This is a genomic window from Selenomonadales bacterium (assembly GCA_018335585.1).
Classification (GTDB): Bacteria; Bacillota; UBA994; order UBA994; family UBA994; genus UBA994.
On record JAGXRZ010000040.1, the window covers coordinates 57,615 to 78,693 of the forward strand.

Annotated in this window: 22 protein-coding genes; 4 read left to right on the forward strand and 18 right to left on the reverse strand. The window is 55.7% G+C overall.

The features are described 5' to 3' along the window. Nucleotides 1-8: 8 nt before the first annotated feature. From KGZ66_06785 to KGZ66_06810, 6 genes are all read right to left on the reverse strand, one after another. On the reverse strand, nt 9-395 hold the full coding sequence (locus KGZ66_06785) for a hypothetical protein (GenBank protein ID MBS3985292.1): 387 nt from the start codon (nt 393-395) through the stop codon (nt 9-11). Next, a complete protein-coding gene (locus KGZ66_06790; protein MBS3985293.1) occupies nt 367-642 on the reverse strand; it encodes a hypothetical protein in 276 nt (91 codons plus the stop codon). The genes KGZ66_06785 and KGZ66_06790 overlap by 29 nt, the downstream gene beginning before the upstream one ends. Nucleotides 643-1,100: 458 nt before the next feature. Then, a complete protein-coding gene (locus tag KGZ66_06795; protein MBS3985294.1) occupies nt 1,101-1,532 on the reverse strand; it encodes an FMN-binding protein in 432 nt (143 codons plus the stop codon). A 72-nt stretch (nt 1,533-1,604) separates the two neighbouring features. Then, nucleotides 1,605-2,213 carry a sulfurtransferase-like selenium metabolism protein YedF gene (yedF, locus tag KGZ66_06800; protein MBS3985295.1) on the reverse strand — a complete coding sequence of 203 codons (609 nt, stop codon included), beginning with the start codon at nt 2,211-2,213 and terminating at the stop codon, nt 1,605-1,607. Nucleotides 2,214-2,295: 82 nt separating this feature from the next. After that, a complete protein-coding gene (locus KGZ66_06805; protein ID MBS3985296.1) occupies nt 2,296-3,204 on the reverse strand; it encodes an SPFH/Band 7/PHB domain protein in 909 nt (302 codons plus the stop codon). Then, nucleotides 3,204-3,671: an NfeD family protein gene (locus KGZ66_06810; GenBank protein ID MBS3985297.1), complete on the reverse strand. Its 468-nt coding sequence runs from the start codon at nt 3,669-3,671 to the stop codon at nt 3,204-3,206. Before KGZ66_06810 ends, KGZ66_06805 begins: the two co-directional genes overlap by 1 nt. 329 nt (nt 3,672-4,000) lie before the next feature. Between KGZ66_06810 and KGZ66_06815 the strand changes: the two genes are divergently transcribed. The 3 genes from KGZ66_06815 (at nt 4,001) to ligA (ending at nt 8,853) form a co-directional block, all read left to right on the forward strand. Then, nucleotides 4,001-4,393, forward strand: coding sequence for a response regulator (locus KGZ66_06815; protein ID MBS3985298.1), 393 nt, complete (start codon nt 4,001-4,003; stop codon nt 4,391-4,393). A gap of 88 nt (nt 4,394-4,481) precedes the next feature. Continuing rightward, nucleotides 4,482-6,677: a UvrD-helicase domain-containing protein gene (locus KGZ66_06820; protein MBS3985299.1), complete on the forward strand. Its 2,196-nt coding sequence runs from the start codon at nt 4,482-4,484 to the stop codon at nt 6,675-6,677. Between the two features lie 193 nt (nt 6,678-6,870). Then, on the forward strand, nt 6,871-8,853 hold the full coding sequence (gene ligA / locus KGZ66_06825) for an NAD-dependent DNA ligase LigA (protein ID MBS3985300.1): 1,983 nt from the start codon (nt 6,871-6,873) through the stop codon (nt 8,851-8,853). 92 nt (nt 8,854-8,945) lie between these two features. On the opposite strand, the gene KGZ66_06830 is transcribed toward ligA, so the two are convergent. The 8 genes from KGZ66_06830 to KGZ66_06865 all read right to left on the reverse strand — a co-directional run bounded on the left by KGZ66_06830 (nt 8,946) and on the right by KGZ66_06865 (nt 17,124). Continuing rightward, on the reverse strand, nt 8,946-9,929 hold the full coding sequence (locus KGZ66_06830) for a dipeptide ABC transporter ATP-binding protein (GenBank protein ID MBS3985301.1): 984 nt from the start codon (nt 9,927-9,929) through the stop codon (nt 8,946-8,948). A 12-nt stretch (nt 9,930-9,941) separates the two neighbouring features. Continuing rightward, a complete protein-coding gene (locus KGZ66_06835; GenBank protein MBS3985302.1) occupies nt 9,942-10,925 on the reverse strand; it encodes an ABC transporter ATP-binding protein in 984 nt (327 codons plus the stop codon). After that, nucleotides 10,918-11,148, reverse strand: coding sequence for a hypothetical protein (locus KGZ66_06840; GenBank protein MBS3985303.1), 231 nt, complete (start codon nt 11,146-11,148; stop codon nt 10,918-10,920). The genes KGZ66_06835 and KGZ66_06840 overlap by 8 nt, the downstream gene beginning before the upstream one ends. Next, nucleotides 11,142-12,800 (reverse strand): hypothetical protein, encoded by a 1,659-nt coding sequence (locus KGZ66_06845; GenBank protein ID MBS3985304.1) that lies wholly within the window; start codon nt 12,798-12,800, stop codon nt 11,142-11,144. The genes KGZ66_06840 and KGZ66_06845 overlap by 7 nt, the downstream gene beginning before the upstream one ends. Continuing rightward, entirely contained in the window at nt 12,775-13,665 is an 891-nt protein-coding gene (locus tag KGZ66_06850; GenBank protein ID MBS3985305.1) for an ABC transporter permease, read from the reverse strand. Before KGZ66_06850 ends, KGZ66_06845 begins: the two co-directional genes overlap by 26 nt. A 12-nt stretch (nt 13,666-13,677) precedes the next feature. Then, nucleotides 13,678-14,649 (reverse strand): ABC transporter permease, encoded by a 972-nt coding sequence (locus KGZ66_06855; GenBank protein ID MBS3985306.1) that lies wholly within the window; start codon nt 14,647-14,649, stop codon nt 13,678-13,680. A 75-nt stretch (nt 14,650-14,724) separates the two neighbouring features. Beyond that, entirely contained in the window at nt 14,725-16,701 is a 1,977-nt protein-coding gene (locus tag KGZ66_06860) for a hypothetical protein (GenBank protein ID MBS3985307.1), read from the reverse strand. Between the two features lie 198 nt (nt 16,702-16,899). Continuing rightward, nucleotides 16,900-17,124, reverse strand: coding sequence for a hypothetical protein (locus KGZ66_06865; GenBank protein MBS3985308.1), 225 nt, complete (start codon nt 17,122-17,124; stop codon nt 16,900-16,902). Nucleotides 17,125-17,216: 92 nt separating this feature from the next. On the opposite strand from KGZ66_06865, the gene KGZ66_06870 reads away from it, so the two are divergent. Then, the gene (locus KGZ66_06870) at nt 17,217-17,852 is read left to right on the forward strand and encodes a glycerol-3-phosphate acyltransferase (protein MBS3985309.1); all 636 of its coding nucleotides are present in this window, start codon (nt 17,217-17,219) and stop codon (nt 17,850-17,852) included. A 4-nt stretch (nt 17,853-17,856) separates the two neighbouring features. Here the strand turns inward: KGZ66_06870 and KGZ66_06875 are convergent, their stop codons facing one another. The 4 genes from KGZ66_06875 to KGZ66_06890 form a co-directional block, all read right to left on the reverse strand. Continuing rightward, the gene (locus KGZ66_06875; GenBank protein ID MBS3985310.1) at nt 17,857-18,450 is read right to left on the reverse strand and encodes a zinc dependent phospholipase C family protein; all 594 of its coding nucleotides are present in this window, start codon (nt 18,448-18,450) and stop codon (nt 17,857-17,859) included. A 160-nt stretch (nt 18,451-18,610) separates the two neighbouring features. After that, nucleotides 18,611-19,027: a MaoC family dehydratase gene (locus tag KGZ66_06880; GenBank protein MBS3985311.1), complete on the reverse strand. Its 417-nt coding sequence runs from the start codon at nt 19,025-19,027 to the stop codon at nt 18,611-18,613. A gap of 37 nt (nt 19,028-19,064) precedes the next feature. Then, a complete protein-coding gene (locus KGZ66_06885) occupies nt 19,065-20,261 on the reverse strand; it encodes an electron transfer flavoprotein subunit alpha (protein ID MBS3985312.1) in 1,197 nt (398 codons plus the stop codon). A 14-nt stretch (nt 20,262-20,275) separates the two neighbouring features. After that, a complete protein-coding gene (locus tag KGZ66_06890) occupies nt 20,276-21,061 on the reverse strand; it encodes an electron transfer flavoprotein subunit beta/FixA family protein (protein MBS3985313.1) in 786 nt (261 codons plus the stop codon). Nucleotides 21,062-21,079 lie beyond the last annotated feature (18 nt).

Sequence of the window (21,079 nt, forward strand, 5' to 3'; positions counted from 1 at the left end):
TGGTGGGCTTACTTTACCGCCACCGTCTTCGTCCAGCCGGTGAAACCTAGCACGTACCGCACTACTACCGCCCGCCCGTCCTTCTGTAGATAACCAACCAACAGCACTCGGCGGTCCTCATCGTGTAGGATAAGTGGCGGAAACCGCGTCGTTTCCCGATACTCCCTTTGAGCGTCTTGAATGGCTGCATGCATTAAGGCCTCTCCTGTTAGACCTGCCACATGGAGTGTCGGCATCTGGCTCCAGTTTGTGACAACCTCGTACCTGCCGAGGTCAATTTCGTGCTTTTCCACGAGCTGGCGGTGCGCTTCCCTGACCTGGTCCTCCGTAGGCTCTAGGGTGTTAGGAGCGATTGGGCTGCCGAGGTCAGGAGCGGCGGCATCCCACTCTGGCAAAGAGAACCCCAATCAGCTTGCCGTTCTGCACGATTGGGCTACCGCTCATGCCTGGCTCAATTCTATCCTTCGCATGTAGCGGAGATACGAGTAGCAACTGCTCGCCGCGGAACTGCATATACCCGACTACCCTTACCGTAAAAGGGCCAGCAGCTCCCGGGAGAACTGTGGCAACCTCTCCCACAACGATGTCCGCGGTGCCGCCTAGCCGAATAAGTTCCGTGTTGACGCGGGTTCCTTTAGGCATGCCCAGTGTAACGCCCTGGTCGCTATTGACCAGCACCTTGACATTGCAGAAGATGACGTTGTCGCTCTCTGCCCGCCAAGTCCGACTTCTCGGTCCGGGGCCTGCACTTCCCAGTAGGGAGAAAGCGTTGGATCTGTGGCCATAGATAGTGCCATGCTCCACCCAAGCAGCAGAAGCCCTAAGACGTTAAGGCCAACGAAAGCCAGCACGAGCTGAGTAGTTCTTCGCATGAAACACCACCCCCAAACGACTGAAGTGCATGTAATATATTCCACTCACAGGCGGATAACTCCTTCATAATTAACAAACAGCTCCTCTACGCCCAATAGGCATATCCCGTGTCATTGTCCGCCTTAAACACAACCCCCTGCAGTAATCTCCTGCAGGGGGGTCTGTTATCTTGATGGCCAGAGGGGGCTCAGTTCATGTAGGCTGCGCCGCAGCCTTTATTTTGTCTATCAGGTGGGGCAAGCTGGGGCGTGCTTTAGAGCTTGTTCAATGGCCTTAAGAATGCCAATACTTGAGGTAGTCGCGCCGCTTACGGTATCGACACTGACATTGCCGCGCGCCACAACTCTTTCGATGATGCCCTCCGCGGCCATGCGTGCATAGCGATTACTGCGATTCCTAATAATCTCCACGCCTGTAATGCGGCGGTTGTGAACCTCAACCTCAACTTTGTACTTAGTGAGCCCAAGGCGGTACTCACCTATGTAGTGGCCCTCATGAATAGAAGAGAAGTCAATAGGTTCAATTGTCACCGCTAGCGCCGCGGTGGCCTCATAGCTGAGCTGGAACATATAGCCGATGCCAAGAAGTGCCACCAGCACAACTACAGCCACACCTGCATAGATCATGTGCTTGTTCGTGACTGCTTTAGATTTTGCCAAACATATCACCTCGCTCTCGCTCTTGCTTAAGAATACTATTCGCTAGTTGCGCGAATAATCCTGCTTCTGCTGCTAAAGCGAAACTACTTTGTGCGCAGTGCGCATTAGCTCCACAATCGAGTACATGTTGGTAATCTCACCTATAGCTAGCTTGTCCTTAAGTGCATAGAAATCTAGGCAAGCGCCGCAAGTGGCGATGCTCCAGCCGTTGGCTTCTAGTCTTTGCAGGCTCGGGAGCAGGGGGGAGCCTTCGCAGGTAACGTGTGCGCCGCCGTGGAGAAAAACAAGGCGGTTCGCTTGCTCACCTGTTTCGGCTAAGGCATAGAGAAAAGTCTTAAGCAGAGCGCGGCCGAGTTCGGCGCTGCCGCGGCCGACTTCTTCCGCGGCAATGACGTAGAGTGTAAAGCCGAGCGGAGCAGGGGCAGCTTTTGGTGCGATGGCAACCGCGCTCAGCTCAACGGGCTCAGGCTCACCAGGACGTATGGCAATGTAATAGGCTGTCCCCTCTTGCCGCACATCGGTACGGTAGCCAAGGCTACGGGCGAGCTTTTCTACGTTGCTTTTTGCGGCGTCGTTGTCGACCACAGAGACGAGCGGCTCGCTTCCATGTTCCTCTAGCGCCCGCTTAGTGTTTATGACAGGTAGCGGGCAGTTTAAACCACGGTTATCTACGATGCGCACTTATATCCCTCCTCAGATAAAAAGCCGGGGTCGACGACCCCGGTTAGATTATAACAGCTTATGCGAGCTCTAACAAATGCTTTTACTTTATAACCACTCCCGCTAAGGCGGCAAGGCTACCGGCTAATCCGGCTAAGTCGTTAGGCACTACAATCTTCGTGGCTTGCCCATGCGCGACTTCCTTCAGGGCGTCAAAACCTTGGATGGTGAGCAAGGCGGCGTCCGGCTGCACTTCTTTAATCATCGTAAGGCCGCGGGCACGGGCTTCGTTCACCTTGAGTATGGCCGCGGCTTCACCCTCGGCCTCAAGTATGCGTTGTTGCCGGGTGGCCTCTGCCGCTAATATGGCGCGTGTCTTCTCGGCTTCGGCCGCGAGGATGGTAGCTTCTTTGCGCCCCTCCGCAGTTAGGATGTTAGCCGCGCGCTCGCCTTCCGCCGCGAGAATTTGCGCCCGCTTGTCGCGCTCGGCTCGCATCTGCTTTTCCATGGCGTCTTTAATGTCCTTAGGCGGCTCAATCGACTTTAGCTCCACGCGGTTAACCCTGACACCCCACTTGTCAGTCGCTTGGTCGAGGGTGAGGCGCAGCTGCGCATTAATGCGCTCGCGCGAGGTCAACGTTTCGTCTAAGGCCAGTTCGCCGATTACGTTTCTAATCGTCGTCTGCGTAAGCGTTTCGATGCCTACGCGCAGCTTGGCAATTTCATACGTAGCCTTGACGGGGTCAGTGATTTGGTAGTAAATCACGGTATCAATCTGCATGGTGACATTGTCCTTGGTGATGACCGGCTGCGGGGGGTAATCCATTACCTGCTCGCGCAGGTCGATCAAGGGCAGAACGCGGTCAATAAAAGGAACGATGAATTGCAGTCCGTTAGGTAAGAGGCGGTGGTAGCTGCCAAGGCGCTCCACCACGCCCACCGTTGACTGACGGATAACCCGGAAAGAAAACAGAGCGACAATCAGGACAAAAGCTAGCAGTACCCAAAGCATTAACTGATTCCCTCCTTATTTTGGTTTGTGTTAAGTGTAAGCGCGCGGACCACCAGCCTGACACCGATAACCCCGAGCACCTCCACCTTTTCACCTACGTCAATGTCGCGCGGCGTCTCCGCCAAGGCTGACCATTCTTCGCCCAGGACTTTAACCACGCCGAGGCCGCTCGCGGCAGAGATGCGCTGCGTGACCGTCGCCTTCGTGCCCACCATGGCGTTGTAGTTGGTCTTTGTCTCTTTAGCCTCGCTGCGCACACGTGCCGCGAGACTGCGGCTACAGGCAAGCAGCACTACGGTCGTCAGGATAAACGACACCAGTTGTACCGCCATAGACAATTCAAGGTAGGCCGCCAATGCCGCCGCTAAAGCTCCTATACCAAACCAAATAATTACAAACCCGGGCGTAATCATCTCGAAGCCGATCAGCGCCAGACCGACTATAAGCCAAGTCAGCCACACGTCCACGCCAAGCACCTCCCAAAGTACGCGTTATTCACGTTATCATCTACTACGCGAGCGGTAGGGCAAAGTTTCTCACCGGCGGCATGTTTTCGCACTGCCTGGCGGAGCTTCCCGACACTTCGACCTTCTTGTCGTAATTTCCCGGGAAATAGGGTTTTTGCGGGACAGAAACATGTCACAATACAGCAGTTGATTGCCCTCGTCGTCGAACAAACACGCCTGATGCCGAACCATACCACTACAGCTAGTGGTGTGAGAAAATTGTACCACAAAATATTGACATTGCCATGTTCTGTGGTAGAATTTATGTAGGGGTATAGGGGGTGAGCAGCCTGACAAACAAGCGAGTGCTGATCATCGACGACCAAGCTGGGATTAGGGCGTTGTTTCGCGAAGTGTTTGGCATTTTCGGTTGTGAAGTAGTGGAAGCAGGAAATGGCTATGAGGGCGTAGAGGTCGCTTCCGAGTGTGCGCCCGATATTATCTTTCTTGATATGAAAATGCCCGGGCTCTCCGGCATTGAGACGCTACGCATCTTGCGGCGCGACAAAGAAGTAGGCGTGCCGGTGGTGCTAGTAACTGCTTACCAAGAGGCAGATATGATCAACGAAGCCGAGCGCCTCGGTGTGGCGGCGAGCCTTTTGAAGCCCTTTGACGTAGAAGAGCTGTGCGGCCTGATGCGCAGTCTAACCACTCCGCTCCCGCGAAAAGTTGCCGGGATGTAAAGTGCTCTGGTAAGATGAATATGGCGACGGACACCCGTACCCTGCTAGGCCGCGCGGTGTCTTTTGTTTTAAGGAGTTGACAGCGGTGATATCAAAAGCAGAGCTATCCCTTAACCCCGTACAAAGACAGGCGGTCGAGCACGGTCATGGCCCTCTCTTGATTCTGGCCGGGGCCGGCAGCGGCAAAACGCGGGTGCTGACGCAGCGCATCGCGCATCTGGTAAACAAGTGCGGCGTCAGCCCGTCCCGCATCCTCGCCATCACTTTCACCAATAAGGCGGCAAACGAGATGCGCGAGCGCCTCTTCCGCCTTCTGCCGGAGGCGCGCGACCTGTGGATTTTTACCTTTCATGCCGCAGCGTTGCGTATCCTTAAGCAGCATGGCGAGGCCATCGCCCTAAGCCGTAACTTCGTCGTCTATGATGCACAAGACCAGATGTCTCTTATGAAGGCGTGCCTCAAGCAACTAAATATCGACCCCGAACGGTATCCGCCGCAGTCCGTCTTGGCTCGCATTAGCAGCGCCAAGAACAATTTGCAGGATGCCGAGGAGTTTGCGAGCTTAAGTCGCGATTACTACTCGGAGAAGATTTCTTCGACCTATCTCCTGTACGAAAGGCTGCTGCGCCGACACAATGCGCTCGACTTTGACGATTTGATATTACTTGCTGTGAAGCTTCTCCGCGAGAGCGCCGGTGTGCGCGAATACTACCAGACGCGCTTTCAGCACATACTGGTGGACGAGTATCAAGACACTAATCACGCGCAGTATACGCTCACCAACCTTTTGGCGGCAGGTCACCGCAACTTAAGTGTGGTGGGTGACGACGACCAAAGCATTTATAGGTGGCGCGGCGCCAATTTGCGCAATATCTTAGATTTCGAGCGCGATTACCCCGAGGCGGCTGTCTTTAAGCTTGAGCAAAACTATCGCAGTACGCAGTGCATACTGGACGCAGCTAATGCCATTATCGCCCACAATACTACCCGCAAGGAGAAGCGGCTGTGGACGGCTAATCAGGCCGGAGAGCCCGTCACCTTGTTTGCGGCCCTGACCGAACAGGAAGAGGCCCTCTTTGTGGCCCACACCATCGCCGAGGAGTTAGCGGCACGAGGGCGCTTCGAATATGAGGATTGCGCCGTGCTCTACCGCATGCATGCGCAGTCGCGCGTCTTTGAAGAAGTCTTTATGCGCATGAATATTCCTTACCGCATTGTGGGTGGGTTAAGGTTCTACGAACGCAAGGAAGTAAAAGACTTGCTCGCCTACTTGCGGCTTATTGCCAACGCCAAGGACGACGTGAGCTTTAGGCGCGTCGTCAACGTCCCGGCGCGCGGCCTAGGCGAGGTCTCGCTGGCTAGGCTCGCGGCAGAGGCACAAGAGAGGGGCTGCTCGCTGTTTGAGGCGGCGACCGGGCTTGACGGGGCGTCGCTTGGGTTAAAGCCGGCGACCAAAGCTAAGCTGGAGGGGTTTGTCAGGCAGATTTCGGCTTTTGCGCGGCAGGCTGAGTTTATCGCGCTACATGAACTTGTGGAGTTAGTCCTTGAGCAGACAGGCCTCTTGCGCCAATACGAAGCGGACGATTCGCCGGAAGCCCTTTCGCGGCAGGAAAACCTAGCGGAAGTTGTTTCCGTCGCGCAGGACTTTGCGGAAAAAAACCCAGACACCAACCTGCTCGATTTTCTCAACTCCGTCAGCTTAGTCACAGCGGGAGACGACGCAAGCGAAGCGCAGGGAGGAGCCGTGACCTTAATGAGCCTGCACTCCGCCAAGGGGCTCGAATTCCCGGTAGTCTTTCTCGTAGGGCTCGAGGAAGGGGTCTTCCCGCATAGCCGCATTCTGCAGGGGGGAGAGACCGCAGAACTTGAAGAGGAGCGGCGCCTCTGCTATGTCGGCATTACCCGCGCGCGCGAGCGCCTGTTCCTCACCTATGCTAAGCAGCGCCTACTGTTTGGCAGGCACAGCTTAAGCTTGCCGTCGCGCTTTATAGCCGAGATTCCCTCGTCCTGCTTGCTGCAGCGCGGCAGCCGGAGCGAGCGAGTGATGATAGAACCTCAGTTATCCAGGCGATTGCCGCACGCTCCGGTTGTCCCGAAGGCCAAGCCTTTGGACACACAGACCTTCGCTCCTGCCGACAAAGTCAGCCACCCCAAGTTTGGCGTAGGCACGGTGGTCAAAGTGACCGCCGAGGATGGAGACACCTTTGTGACGGTAGCCTTCTCGCCTCCGCACGGGATTAAGACGTTTTCGTTGCAGTACACGCCGCTAAGGGGGATGAAGTAGCGTGCGTCGTGCGCCGTGCTTCGTGCGCCGTGTTTCGTGCTTCGTGATCCGTGGAGGACGGGGGGTGGCTAGCTCCTTGCTCCTAGCTCCTGGTAGAGAGACCCGCACTCCCCTAGTTCACGATTCACGATTCCTGATTCATGATTGCCCCCGCCCACAGCTCAACGCTCATCGCTCACGGAGGTGCCTTGCCATGAATGTCAAAGAGCGTATCGACGCGCTACTACGCGACATCGCCACACACGACTACCATTACCACGTGCTTGACGCGCCGCTTATCACAGATGCGCAGTATGATGCTCTGGTAGGCGAACTGCGCGCGCTAGAGGAAGCGCATCCCGAGTTCATAGTGCCAGGCTCCCCGACGCAGCGCGTCGCCCCGCGGCCGCTTACCGCGTTTGAAGCCGTGCGCCATCGCGTGCCTATGCTAAGCTTAGCTAACGCCTTTAGCCGCGCCGAGCTCGAGAGCTTTGACCGCCGCGTGCGTGAAGCCTACGACGGCAACGTGCAATACATAGTGGAACTTAAAGTCGACGGCTTAGCTGTGGCGGTGCGCTACGAAAGCGGCCACCTAGTGCAGGCGGCCACGCGAGGCGACGGCGAGACCGGTGAGGACATTACGGCCAATATGCGTACCATCCGCTCGCTCCCCCTTACGTTGCGCCAGCCGCTGACGCTAGAAGCGCGCGGCGAGGCCTATATGCCGCGAGCGGCCTTCGCCAAATTAAACGCGGAGCGCAGCGAACAAGGCCTCCAAGTGTTTGCCAATCCACGCAACGCAGCCGCCGGTTCACTGCGGCAGCTTGACGCGCGTGAGGCGGCGAGGCGCAACCTAGACGTTGTATTCTACGCCCTAGCCGAGCTAGAAGGGGACAAACAGCCGGAGTCTCACAGCGACGCCTTAGCACTCCTAGCGCAAGCGGGACTGAAGGTAAGCCCGTTGCGCCAGATTGCGGCTACCATAGGCGAGGCCCTAGACGTCTGCCTTGAGTTTCAGTCCAAGCGCCACACCTTGCCCTACGATATAGATGGCTTGGTTATCAAGGTGAACAGCTATGATGCGCAACGGCAACTAGGCGCAACAGCCAAGAGCCCACGTTGGGCCATAGCTTACAAGTTCCCAGCCGAGCAGGTAGTGACGCGGTTGCTCGATATAGAAGTAACGGTCGGCCGCACGGCCACACTTAACCCAACCGCCATTTTGGAGCCAGTAGCCGTTGCCGGTACTACGGTAAGCCGCGCTTCGCTGCACAACGCCGAGCTTATCGCCGCTAAGGACATTCGCATCGGCGATTTTGTCTATGTAGCCAAGGCCGGGGAGATTATTCCGGAGGTGCTTGCGCCGCTCACAGAACGCCGTACGGGCACAGAAAAGCCCTTTGTCTACCCGACCAACTGCCCGGAGTGTGGGGCAGTGGCAGTACAAAGGGCGGGGGAGGTGGCCTGGCGCTGCCCAAACCCTGATTGCCCGGCGTTACTGCGTGAAAGCATCATTCACTTTGTCTCGCGCGACGCCATGGATATTAGCGGTGTGGGGGAAGCCTTAATCGCAAACCTGCTCGCACATAATCTGTTGCGCGACGCGGGCGACTTGTATTTCCTTACACAGGAGGCCTTGCTTGCACTGCCGCGCCTACAAGCTAAGTCGGCGGCCAAAGTGCTAGCGGCGATAGATAAGAGCCGCAGTAATTCGCTTGAGCGCTTGCTCACCGGGCTTGGCATTCCCTTAGTAGGAACAAAGGCGGCCCTCACCCTCGCGCAGGTGTTCGGAAGCTTGCCGGCGCTAATGGCGGCGCGCTACGAGGACTTAGTAGCAATCCCTGACATCGGCGACAAGATGGCGGCAAGCATCCTGGTGTTTTTCTCCCTGCCATCGACACTTACTCTGCTAGATAAGCTTACCCGCGCGGGGGTGAACCTAGCTTATCTCGCTAGGCGACAAGGGGCGAATCTTGCGGGGCTCACGTTTGTTATCACCGGGACACTGCCAGGATTAAGCCGCGAAGAGGCGACAGCGCTAATTGTCGCTAATGGCGGCACTGTAAGCGGCTCGGTCAGCGCGCGCACGACCTATCTGCTGGCAGGCGAAAAGGCCGGGGAGAAGCTCATTAAGGCCGAGTCGCTGGGGGTCTCGGTGATTAGTCTGCGCGAGCTACAGGATATGATATCGGGGTGAACGAATTTATCCGGATAGGCCGGATTGCTCTGATAGGACGGATGAAAGGGACGATTCCACAGAGAACCGTCCCTTTTGTTTTTCTTTTGTTTTTACTTTGCTAGGTGGCAGGCCACGAAGTGGTCGGGGCGAATTTCGCGCCATACGGGGTCGTCGACTTTGCACTGGTCTACCGCAATCGGACAGCGCGTGTGGAAGCGGCAGCCGGAAGGCGGGTTAACCGGGCTTGGCACGTCCCCTTTGAGCCTTTGCCTGTCCATGCTCATATCCGGGTCGGCATGGGGAATGGCCGAAAGCAGCGCCTGCGTATACGGGTGAGTCGGCTGCGCGTAGAGGTTTCTTGACGTAGTAAGCTCCACGAGTTTGCCGAGGTACATAACCCCTACCCGGTCACTAATGTGCTTGACGACACTTAAGTTATGGGCAATAAAGAGGTACGTGAGGTCATGCTTCTGCTGTAGCTCTTTTAAGAGATTTAGAATTTGTGACTGGATAGAAACGTCAAGGGCCGATACCGGCTCGTCACAGACAATGAGCTTCGGGTTATAGATGACAGAGCGGGCAATACCGATACGCTGGCGCTGTCCACCGCTAAACTCGTGCGGGAAGCGGCGGTAGTGGTATGGCGCTAGGCCAACTTCCTCAAGCATAGCGTGCACGCGTTCCGTGCGCTCCCGAACATTCGTCATTCCCTGCACCAAGAGCGGCTCCCCGATAATATCGCCTACCATCATGCGGGGGTTAAGCGAGGAGTATGGGTCTTGGAAGATGATGCCGAGGTCCTTGCGCTTCTTGCGCAGTTCTTCGGTGCGCAGCCTGCGCAGGTCAGTGCCTTCAAAGAGAATCTGACCGGCGGTCGGCTCGTGTAAGCGCAGGATAGTGCGCCCCGTCGTTGTTTTGCCGCAGCCGCTCTCGCCGACGAGCCCTAGTGTTTCTCCCTTGCGAATAAAGAAGCTTACGCCGTCGACAGCGCGGACGTAGTTCTTGGGCTTGCCAAACCAGCCGCCCTTAATGGGGAAGTGCTTTACAAGATTGTTAACTTCTAAGAGATTAGGTGAATCGGTCTCTAGTCTCATTGCCATCACGCTCTACCCCCTTGCCTCCCTGATAGGATACCAACAGCTAACTTTGTGCCCGGGCGCAGCCTCCACCAGTGTCGGCTGCTCGGCGCGGCACTTGTCTTGTACATAGGGGCAGCGCGGCCCAAAGCGGCATCCTTCCGGCAGGTACAAGAGGTTTGGCACCGTGCCGGAGATAACGTGCAGCTTCTCGACCTCGCGCGCGAGGTGCGGGATAGAATCAAGTAGACCGTGCGTATAAGGGTGCATCGGTTTCTTGAAGGTGTCGCGCACTGTAGCTTCTTCCACAACCTTACCTGCGTACATAACGACCACGCGGTCAGCCATGCTCGCGACTACGCCGAGGTCATGCGTAATGAGCATGATGCTCATGCCGAGCGTCTTGCGCAGGCCCCGCATCAGGTCGAGAATTTGCGCTTGAATAGTCACGTCTAGCGCTGTTGTCGGCTCATCCGCGATTAAAAGCTTAGGGTTACAGGAGAGCGCCATGGCAATCATCACTCTTTGCCGCATGCCTCCCGAAAGCTGATGCGGGAACTCGTCAAAGCGGCGCTCGGCAAGTGGTATTTCAACTTTGCGCAGCATTTCAACCGTGCGCGCACGCGCCTCGCTCTTAGATACCTTTTGGTGCAGGATTATCGCCTCGGCAATTTGGTCGCCCACCGTATAGACAGGGTTAAGGCTGGTCATCGGCTCTTGGAAAATCATGCCGATGTCGTTGCCGCGGATTTCGCGCATTTCTTTTATGCTTAGCTTAAGCAGGTCTTTGCCGTCGAAGATAATCTCGCCGCGCTCAATCTTACCGGGCGGGCTCTTAATTAGGCGCATAATTGACAGCGCCGTTACGCTCTTGCCGCAACCGCTCTCGCCCACTACGGCTAACGTTTCATCCTTGTCAATGTGCAGGGATACGCCGTCAACTGCGGGGACGATTCCTTCGCGAATGTGGAACGCGGTACGGATATCTTTAACTTCAAGCATGGGACTAGACATTACGGGCCTCCTCTCGCTGCGCTACCCATTTGCGATAACGCGCATCTACTACTGCTAGAACAAACAACACGACTACCACTATAATATACCAAGGGCGGAAGTTAATGGCGAGGCCCTGGTGTTGCACCGAAAAGAAGACCATTAAAAAGCCAACTAACATGGGTAGAGTGAGGACAATCAACCATGCGACCATGCGCACGCACTTCGTCAGTTGCTCTACCATCGCCCCACCCCCGCCATAAACAAACTAGTAAAGGAATCACCTATCACAAACAGCAAGCCGGCAAACGAGAGGGTAAGGAAATCGTCTGCGGGCATATCTGCCAAGTGAATTACGGCCACGGTAAGTGAGGCTGCCGCAAGCCACGACACCACCGCCGTCCAACCCGGCAACATTACCGCGCCAAAGTACAGCAGGCTTCCCGGTTCTTTCAGCGCAACGATAATCGCAAACTGCAGGGCAAGACGCAAGTAGCTGCCAAGTCTGCTGGATGAAAACAGGCCAAAGTGGCTCATCAACCAAATTGCGACCAAGCTAATTGCCATAGCGCCGGTTGCGCCAAAGGCGACAAACACTGCGCCGGTGAGCAGGCTCATGTACTTATACAGAGCGTCAGCCCATGGGGAATGCGGATTCAGGCCAACGCGAAAAGCTAGCGTGCGCTGTGCGGGCGTAGCGGTCTGGACGACATACAACTGGGAACGTCCGGCATTGTCGTGGCTGAAGAAGGATATGACGCCGACATTACCCACTAACAGCGGTCGCGCACCTAAGGCATGGCCACGCGTTATCGTGGCATATCCGGCTCGCACTGTATTGCCTGCACCGTCCCTAAGAATGCTCTTCACCTGCCAAGCGCGACCCACCTCGACCATGGCGGCCACTAGGGTGCGCCCATCGTCGCTACGGGCTCCGCGTGCAGATAGAATTCGACCACGTAAATGTATGAGGCTGCTAAGTGGCTCTACCCATTCACCGTTAAGCAATCGTCCCTGTACCGGTTCCATGGGGATGACGCGTGCTGGGGTAACATGCATACGTTGCCAGATCACTGAAACTGATCCGTCAGGGTTGGCGAGGAGCGTAGGTGCGTGCTCATAGTCTTGGGGTATCGCTCCAAGCTCGGTTGTGGCTAAACGTGTGAGCATGGGCAGTTCATAGAGGTGATAGCGCGCCCAAGAGAGATGCTGTCGATGCCTGTGAAACACCAAATGCAGTCTATCGCCGGCAAGGGCGATGGTAGGTACGGTAGCCAGCTCATCCGGCGTGGTGAGGCGTGTCACCAGAGGTGTTTCGCTGCCGGACGTGAAACTCAGCAGATGAATCGCGTGGTGACCGTCAATCGCGGCACTCAGTGCGATGTAAAATGTGTCGTCATCGGCGGCGGCTACGGCAGGGGAGTCGGCAAGTGCCGGGGTACGCCAGAGGATGTCCTGCCGCAAAAGCTGTCCATTTGTGTCCAACTTTGCCCTGTGTAGAGTGCTCTCGATGCCTTCTTGCCGCTCTATCCAAAACACAGATAGTCCGGCATCAGATTCTAGCAAGGTGAACCCGCGCAATAGGTGTGTTACGGGGAGCGTGATATTGGTCACGGCCGCATTTCTCTCTAGGCTGAAGAGTGTAACTTGAAGTACGGTTGCAGGCCCCTGATAACCCACCGAAGCTAACCACAGGCTGTCGAACCCAGCCGGAGCGCTGAGGTGCCCGTAGTGCGGCCTTGCTTCAATGACACTTTGTTCGCGTGACCAGCCATCCGGCCAAGCTGACGGAGCTGCCGCATGGGCAGTTGTACTAAGCATGGCGACTGACAGCAGTACGAGTACAACCAGCGCTAGAGCGGCTTGGCGACTATTTAAGTTTCGGGTCGAGCGCATCGCGTAAACCATCACCAATATAGTTGTACGCCAAGACGGTAAGGAAGATTAGCAGGCCGGGGATATACGTCATATGCGGGGCAAAGCGTAGCGTATGGCGCCCGGCTTCCATTAAGGAGCCCCAGCTTGGAGGGTCTGTTACGCCGAGGCCAATAAAGGCCAACCCGGCTTCGGTCAACATAGCGCCGCCGACGCGAAGCGTGGTCGATACAATGATGGGGGCCATGCAGTTTGGAAGAATGTGCTGCATGACGATGCGCGAGTTGCGTGCCCCTACCGAGCGTGCCGCTTCAACGTAGTCCATCTCGCGTAAGGATAGGAACTGTCCGCGCACCAGACGCGCCGCAGAAGGCCACGTCGTAAACCCGATAACCAACATAATATTGAGCAAGCTGCGCTCAAACACAGCTACTACGGTAAGTAGCAAGAAGAAGGTGGGAATAGCCATCATAACTTCGCAGATGCGCATAATCACATCGTCGATTACGCCGCCAAAGTAGCCAGCCACTGCGCCTGCTAAAGTCCCAAGCGACATGGCAATGCCGGCCGCTACAAAGCCTACCATTAGACTAATGCGAGCGCCATGCAAGGTGCGGCTGTAGAGGTCGCGACCCAAACGGTCAGTTCCGAAAGGGAATTCGCGGCTCATCGGCTCAAAGCGGCCGCCGACGTGGATGGCCATGGGGTCGTGCGGTGCGATATAGGGGGCGATGATGGCGATAAAGTACAGCAACACTAAGACGCCGGTGAAGAACATAGCCAACTTATGTCGACGGAAGCGGTACCAGGTAAGTGACCAGAAGGTTTCTTCTTTCGCGCTCATCCCGGTAAAAGGTTTTGTCACCTGTGGGTTTGCCGTAGCCATTATGTCACCTACCTAATACTTAATGCGTGGATCAACCACAACGTAGAGAATATCCGCAATGAGCATGCCAAGCACTAGCATGGTCGCCCCCATGAGGTTAAAGGCCATAATAACCTGGTAGTCTCGCGTGAATATCGCACTTAACGCTAACAGACCGACGCCAGGCCAAGCAAATATACTCTCGATTACAATCTGCCCACCCAACATGCCGCTAAATGTAAAGCCAAGAGTAGTTACAATAGGCAGCAAGCTGTTACGGAGAGCATGCTTAAAGATTACGACGCGCTCAGACAAACCCTTGGCCCGCGCTGTGCGCACATAGTCTTGGTTAACTTCGTCGAGCATGCTAGCGCGCATAAAGCGGACAAGCCCTGCCAAACCTCCAAATACGCCGACAGTCAGAGGCAGGATCAAATAGCGCAGTCGGTCGCTAAACCACTCCATAAAGGGTACTTGGCCCCACTCTACGCCAAACGTAGCCAAACCAGAAATAGGAATGAACTCAACATTCATCGCGACATAATAGATAAGCATCATCGCAAAAAAGAATCCGGGCATAGCGCTCCCAATAAAAGCCATGAAGGTCATGATATGGTCAAACCATGAATACTGCTTCACAGCGGAGATGATGCCTATTGGCAGAGCAATTAGGTACACAAAGAACACAATCAAGAGATTCAGAACAATGGTCGCTGGCATGCGCTCCATAATCATATCAAAGACTGGTCGCGCCGTGATTAAGGAGTGGCCGAAATTGCCGCTCACAACATTCCGCAACCAACGGAAATATTGGATGTGAACGGGTTGGTCTAAACCCCACAAGGCTATCAGGCGTGCATTGTCTTCAGCTGTAGCGTCAATAGACTCACCAACCATATCGGCAAAGCTACCTGGGGCCAATTGGATAATGGTGAAGGTCAAGATAGATACGCCGATAAGGAGAAAGATTGACTGGAGGAGTCTCCCCGCAATATAGCGTCCCAAGCTCAAAGCTCCTTCCTAGGTATAGATTTGCACAAAGGAGGGGCAGAGCGTAGCTCTGCCCCTTCGCAGAAGTGGCTACCTTCTAATAAAACGGGCCTCTGCAATGATCGTGCCAATGGGCGACTCTATGATGCCGTCGACCCGCTTTGCGACACCACGAACCAGTGTCCGCTGCCACAGCCAGATGTAGGGCAGTTCACGGTTAAGGATTTGGTCAACCTGCTGGTACATGGCGCGGCGCTCGGCCACGTCGACTGTAAGACGACCAGCCTCAAGCAACCTGTCTACTTCTGCGTTGACGAATGGCTGGCGGTTGAACCCGCGGATATGACCGTCAGCACCACGTACAGCCTGAGAGGAATGGAAGAAGGGGAACGGATCGGGATCAAGGCCAAGCGCCCAACCAATGATGACGACCTCAAAGCGGCTGAGAGTGAGGTCATCAAGCATAACCGACCACTCAGTCGGACGGTCGGCCGCGTCTACACCAATCTCTCTCCACTGCCTTACAGCCATGGCGGCGGTGTCCTGGCGAATGGCGTTGCCGGTGTTCCATTGCACGCCGAGGCGCATAGGATCGCCGGTGGGGGAACCGTCGCGGCGGCGCATTGTTTGCCCGGCGGGTATACGCCAGCCGGCTTCATCAAGCAACTGACGGGCGCGTGTCTGGTTAAAGGCATAGGTGTTGAGGTTTGCCGCGCCGCTGGCCCAAGTAGTTGGAATCTGGTGGGAGTTAACTACGGTGCCGAGACCATTAAGAATGCTCCTAACCATAGCGGGCCTGTCGAGAGCAAGCTTCAGCGCCTCACGTACACGGCGGTCACGCAGAATTGGGTTCTCAAGGTTGAGCGACATATAGTCGTAGCCGTGGTTGGGGATATCGCGGAAGTTAGCGCGGGTTGCCATCTCCCGTCGTACGCGGTCAACTGCATCGGGGGTGATAGTCATCCAGTCGATATCGCCTGCTTCAAACGCTGCCTGCATAACGTTAATGTCGGCGTAGCGCCTAAAGACGATCTGGTCGATGTAAGGACGAGGAGCCATCCAGAAATGTGGATTACGCCGCAATGCGGCGAATTGCCCGGGGATAATACGGTCGAGTAAGTATGGACCTGCGCCAATCGGTTGGCGGCTAAAGGAGTGTGCGCGATGTTCACGCACAGGTACGTTGCCGAGGATGTGGTGGGGGATAATCCCAAGGCCAATGTTAAGGAGGAAGGGCGCGTCTACTTGGCGCATTCTAAAGCGCACGATGTGGTCGCCTGAGGTAGTAATTTCGGCAACATGCTGCACGTTAGTGCGACGCACGCCGTCATAGTCAGGGTGCAGGATAGTGTCATACGTGAACTTAACGTCGCGCGCGGTAAGCGGACGACCGTCGCTCCACCGGACATCCGGCCGCAGCCAGAAGGTCCAAGTGAGGCTAGCCTGATCCCACGACCAACGATCAGCAATAGAATTGCGCACCGTCAAGTCCACTGCTGTGCGGACAAGGCCATAGCTAATCCAACCATGGATGTCTGATGAAGCGGTGTCTGTGCTCAGAATCGGGTTTAGAATAACAGGCTCGGATATAGCACCAAAAGTAATAGTGCCGCCGATTGGCTTTGCTGTGTAGGGGGTATGTTGTACGGTTACGGTGCGAGTAGCGTCAACCCAAGCGACCTCTGCACCTAGGGCTTCAGCTACAAAGCGGAGCGGCACCATCGTGCGGCCGCCGACGGCTACCGGGGCTACGTCGAGTTGGCGGGAGGGGCCGTTCACCCAAGCCGTGCGGTTACCAAGCTGCAGGACAATGGCGTCCTCGCGGCGGTAGGCGCGGATGGTGCTAGTGGCGTCATCCCAGTGTACTTGAGCGCCAAGCGCTTCGAAGATTGCGCGCATCGGCACGAGAGTACGGCCGTTTTGAATGGTGGGAGCTACGTCCATCGTCAGGGGAGCGCCGTTAATCGTTACGCGAATGGGGGTGTTAGCTTGGGCTAGGGGTAGCCCTAAGAACATCGTCGCCACCATTGCCAACACGGCAAAACCAACCAGAGATTTTCTTAGCAACTTTCTTCACTCCTTTTTCTTTTGTTGGGCATCTAGGAAAAAGCCTATGTAGTGGCCGAAACCACCTCCTAAAGATGATAAGAATAAGACTGCTCTCGCTTTATTCTACATGCTAATTTGGAATCCTGCTATAATTCTCGCACTTCTAATCCGTGAATTTTTTGTTACTTTTAACGCGGGCCAAATATGAAGTTTCCGTCATAAAAAGGCTTGCCTGACTGCGGTGATAGCATAGTATGAAACAAAGTAGAAGAAGAGCGCAAAGTAGGCGAGGAGCACCAAGCGCGCTAACCGTGCCTTAGCGCCTCGCGGGTACCGAAAGACGAACTCGTCACACAGAAGCTTAGATATAGCTATAGACAGCAGCCCAACCAACATATTTACCCAATAGGCGGCAACAAAGTCAATCACCAAAAACGGCATCGCCAGCCCTCCTTTGACAGTCCATTGCTGTGGTATTCTTTCATTGATATGCTTACAGTGAACCAATTAGGAATTTGAGGAGGAAGGAATAGATGGTTGATGCACTTGTCGCGGTGTTAGCGGCCTATCTTTGTGGCTCCTTGTTGTTTGGCGTGATTTTAAGCAAGTGGCTTAAAGGCGTTGACATCCGCGGCTTAGATAATCCCGGCGGCACAGGCTCCATTCGCAAGTTTGGTTGGCGCTTTGGGCTTATGGTAGGCGTCCTTGATGCGCTAAAGGGGGTAGCGGCAACTTATCTCGCTCACACGCTTACAGGCGACCCAATTGTCGTGATGCTTAGTGCAATGGCGGTAGTGGCAGGGCACAACTGGCCAATCTATTTTTCCTTTCGCGGCGGCGGCGGGTTGGCACCGGCATTTGGCGTGATTATCTACCACTACCCGTTGGAGTTTGCGCTGGGGCTGATTCCGGCGCTACTTATGCTCGCGCTCTATAAGCGCACGCCTATACGCCGCTGGTTGCCGTTCATCGGACCGGTCCCGATTATAAGCGTAGTGGGCTTACTTACTACCTTGGCCTTCGTCTGGCAACGGTACGGTTTTTTCCCCGGCAGCGCAACAATAATAGCTATGGGCATTCCCATAGCTATCGGTGGGTACGTTATGCTGTTGCGGGATAGAGAGAGGCGGAGGAGTGGAGTTGAGGGACGGAGGAGTGCGACATCCTAGGGGACTACGCAGCTGGCTGCACAGCCGCGCGGATACTTGCGCTACACACGTAATATGCGGCAGCAGTGCCTGCGGCTAGGGCAAAGCGCAGGTCGGCCTGCGGGGACATGGGGGTAGCTAGGTAGCGGCGATGTAGCCGCTCGAGGTGACTTTCTAGGTCACCGACTGTCGCCAGGGTACCATGCTTTAGCTCGGTTAGCGATTCTTGCGCTAGGGTGTCTAAAGGCATAGTGCGGCTTACGAGGTGTAGGTTGGCCTCATAGGCAAAGTGTAGCGGCAGGGAGTCGTCCTGCCGCTGGTTGTGCACGGCGCAGAAGAAGTCCGTCAAAAAGTGTATGACCACGCCGAGGCGCGTAGCGAAGGTTTCACGCGCGGTGTTGTCGATGGGAAGCACGTTGTTGGCTAGCTCGGCAATTGCGCGCAGCACAAAGGCGAAGGATTTCTCCTTTATATGCGGAGTATAGAAGACACCAAGCGAAAAGTCCGGTTGGATACAGCCAAACAGGAAGTCATCCACCGATATTTTGCAGACCTCCGACCGCGATTGCAGGGCGCTAAGTATGGCGAGACCGACGCGCTGGTGCGTTCCCGAAAGCAATGTACTCACTCCTGTTTCTTTGCTTAAGCAAATGCTAACGCAGAAAGATTAAGCCGGCATCAAACAGAAGTTAACCTTAGGTAAACATTAACACATAAAAAGTCCCCGCCGTGGTACGCGGCGGGGCAAATGAGTGTAGATGAGGGGAAAGAGAAAAATACTACTTCTTCATGACGGTTGCTTTGCCGTCAATAACTAACGTGCCGTCTTGCGTGGTCGCGGTGGTCCTAAGGACAATGCGGTTCTTTCCCTCGATTTTCTCTAGGACTTCCACTGTGGCGGTGACAGTGTCGCCAATCCTTACCGGGGCCTTAAACGAGAGCTCTTGCGCGAGGTAAATGGTGTTTACGCCGGGGAGTGAAGTGCCGAGGACGGCAGAAATCATCCCGACCGAGAGCATGCCGTGCGCTATGCGACCTTTGAACATAGTGTCCTTCGCGAACTCGGCGTTAACATGGACGGGGTTAAAATCTCCCGTCAGGCCGGCGAAAGCGTAGACGTCGTACTCGCTGATGGTCTTAGACATAGAGGCCGTGTCGCCTACCTTGATGTCGGCAAACTTTACATCTCGAATCATTAACTTATTACCTCCTCGTTATTCTTGTCCTCCAAAGTCACGCCGAGCGCAGCTTGCGTAGCTCCTCGATTAGGACGGGCAGAACATCTAGCACGTCGCCGACGATGCCGTAATCGGCAGCCTTAAAGATGGGCGCGTCCGCATCTTTGTTTATGGCGATAACGATGTCCGAGGAGGACATCCCCGCAAGGTGCTGAATCGCGCCGGAGATGCCGCAGGCAATGTAGATTTTGGGGCCGACGGTCTTACCGGTCTGACCAACTTGGTGTAGCGCGTGTTTCCAGCCAGCATCTACAGCCGCGCGGGAAGCGCCGACTGCGCCGCCTAGCACTTCTGCCAGCTCTTCAATCAAGGCAAAGTTTTCTGGCCTGCCCATGCCGCGCCCGCCGGAAACGATGACCTCTGCTTCCTCGAGGTTGACACTCGCCGTGGTCACCTGAATTACGTCCACCAGTTTCGTGCGAATGTCACTCCACTTTACTTTGCTTGTGACGCGCACAAGTTCCCCGGTACGATTGTAGTTCTCTGCCGGGCGCTTAAACACCTTTGGCCTGACCGAGCCCATTTGCGGGCGGTGGTCGGGGCAGAGGATGGTTGCCATAATGTTGCCGCCAAACGCGGGTCGCGTCCATTCAACGAGCCCGGTCTCGGCTTGGATGCTAAGCCCGGTGCAGTCGGCGGTAAGCCCGGTGCCTAAGCGTCCGGCTACCCGCGGTGCAAGGTCCCGCCCGTCGGTCGTCGCGCCAAGCAGCACCACCGAGGGCTTATAGGTGTTAATCAAGTCGACGCAGGCGATGGTGTAGGCATCGGTGCTATAATGCTTGTATTCAGGACCTTCTACTAGATAGACTTTGTCAGCGCCGCTGGCGATAGCTTCGCGTGCGAGCGTGTCTAAGTTTTCACCTAGCAGCACAGCCGCAAGCTCCTGCCCTAACGTGTCAGCCAACAGCCTGCCCTGACCGAGCAGCTCGTGCCCGACGCTGCGCGTCTTGTCGCCGACGCGCTCCATGTATACCCACACGCCGCTGTAAGCGCTCTTGTCAACTAGAACCTCGCGCGCTTCGTCCTCACGCACAATCGCGGTCACCGGGCAGAGAGGCACGCAAGCGCCGCAAAGCGTACACCTTTCGTCGATGTAAGCTTTGTCGTCTCGCCACACAATCGCCCCAAACGGACAGGCTGGGAGGCAAATGCCGCAACTAATACATTCGTCGCTAATTACTCTAATCGTCATGTCGCTCTCCTCCCTTAAACTAGCTTGGCTTCGGCTAGTTTGCCAAGCAGCTCAAGCACTGCCGCCCGCGCCGTGTCTTTGTAAATTATTTCGCCTTGCGTGCGCTGCTTTGGGGTAAAGATGCGGACAACTTGGGTGGGCGAGCCTTTAAGTCCCAACCGCTTGTGTTCCACATCGAGGTCGTTAACTGTCCAGACAGGAATTACTTTGCGCGCTGCCTTCATCGTGCCTTTTACAGTCGGCAGACGCGGCTCGTTAATAGACTTAACCACGCTGATAAGCAGGGGCAGTGAGGTCTCAATGACCTCAATCCCTTCCTCATGCTCGCGCTCAAGGCGCGCGGTTTTGCCGCCAATATCAATGCGGGAGACGTAAGTGGCTTGCGGAATGTCCAGACACTCGGCTATTTCCGGCCCGACTTGCGCCGTATCGCCGTCTATAGCTTGCTTGCCGCAGATAATTAGGTCAAACCGGCCCATTTTCCTGATGGCGGCGGCTAATGTATAGCTTGTGGCTAGAGTGTCGGCCCCGGCAAAGGCGCGGTCGCTAACTAGAATGGCTTCATCCGCACCCATGGCGATACACTCGCGTAACGCCTCCTCGGCCTGCGGTGGCCCCATGGAGAGTGCGGTCACCTTGCCCCCGTGCTGCTCGCGCAGGCGAAGCGCCGCCTCAACGGCATTTTTGTCGAAGGGGTTAACGATGCTCGGCACGCCTTGGCGAATCAGCGTATTTGTCTCCGGGTCTATTTTAACCTCCGTGGTATTGGGCACTTGTTTAATGCAGACGACGATTTCCATGCTTGTCCTCCTTGCGGT

Excerpts from the sequence above, each read along its gene's own strand:
- KGZ66_06845 (MBS3985304.1), bottom strand. The coding sequence starts at position 12,800 with ATGCGCTCGACCCGAAACTTAAATAGTCGCCAAGCCGCTCTAGCGCTG.
- KGZ66_06885 (MBS3985312.1), bottom strand. The coding sequence starts at position 20,261 with ATGACGATTAGAGTAATTAGCGACGAATGTATTAGTTGCGGCATTTGC.
- KGZ66_06880 (MBS3985311.1), bottom strand. The coding sequence starts at position 19,027 with ATGATTCGAGATGTAAAGTTTGCCGACATCAAGGTAGGCGACACGGCC.
- KGZ66_06865 (MBS3985308.1), bottom strand. The coding sequence starts at position 17,124 with ATGCCGTTTTTGGTGATTGACTTTGTTGCCGCCTATTGGGTAAATATG.
- KGZ66_06830 (MBS3985301.1), bottom strand. The coding sequence starts at position 9,929 with ATGAGACTAGAGACCGATTCACCTAATCTCTTAGAAGTTAACAATCTT.
- KGZ66_06840 (MBS3985303.1), bottom strand. The coding sequence starts at position 11,148 with ATGGTAGAGCAACTGACGAAGTGCGTGCGCATGGTCGCATGGTTGATT.
- ligA (MBS3985300.1), top strand. The coding sequence starts at position 6,871 with ATGAATGTCAAAGAGCGTATCGACGCGCTACTACGCGACATCGCCACA.
- KGZ66_06805 (MBS3985296.1), bottom strand. The coding sequence starts at position 3,204 with ATGCTTTGGGTACTGCTAGCTTTTGTCCTGATTGTCGCTCTGTTTTCT.
- KGZ66_06790 (MBS3985293.1), bottom strand. The coding sequence starts at position 642 with ATGCCTAAAGGAACCCGCGTCAACACGGAACTTATTCGGCTAGGCGGC.
- KGZ66_06835 (MBS3985302.1), bottom strand. The coding sequence starts at position 10,925 with ATGTCTAGTCCCATGCTTGAAGTTAAAGATATCCGTACCGCGTTCCAC.
- KGZ66_06890 (MBS3985313.1), bottom strand. The coding sequence starts at position 21,061 with ATGGAAATCGTCGTCTGCATTAAACAAGTGCCCAATACCACGGAGGTT.
- KGZ66_06850 (MBS3985305.1), bottom strand. The coding sequence starts at position 13,665 with ATGGCTACGGCAAACCCACAGGTGACAAAACCTTTTACCGGGATGAGC.
- KGZ66_06870 (MBS3985309.1), top strand. The coding sequence starts at position 17,217 with ATGGTTGATGCACTTGTCGCGGTGTTAGCGGCCTATCTTTGTGGCTCC.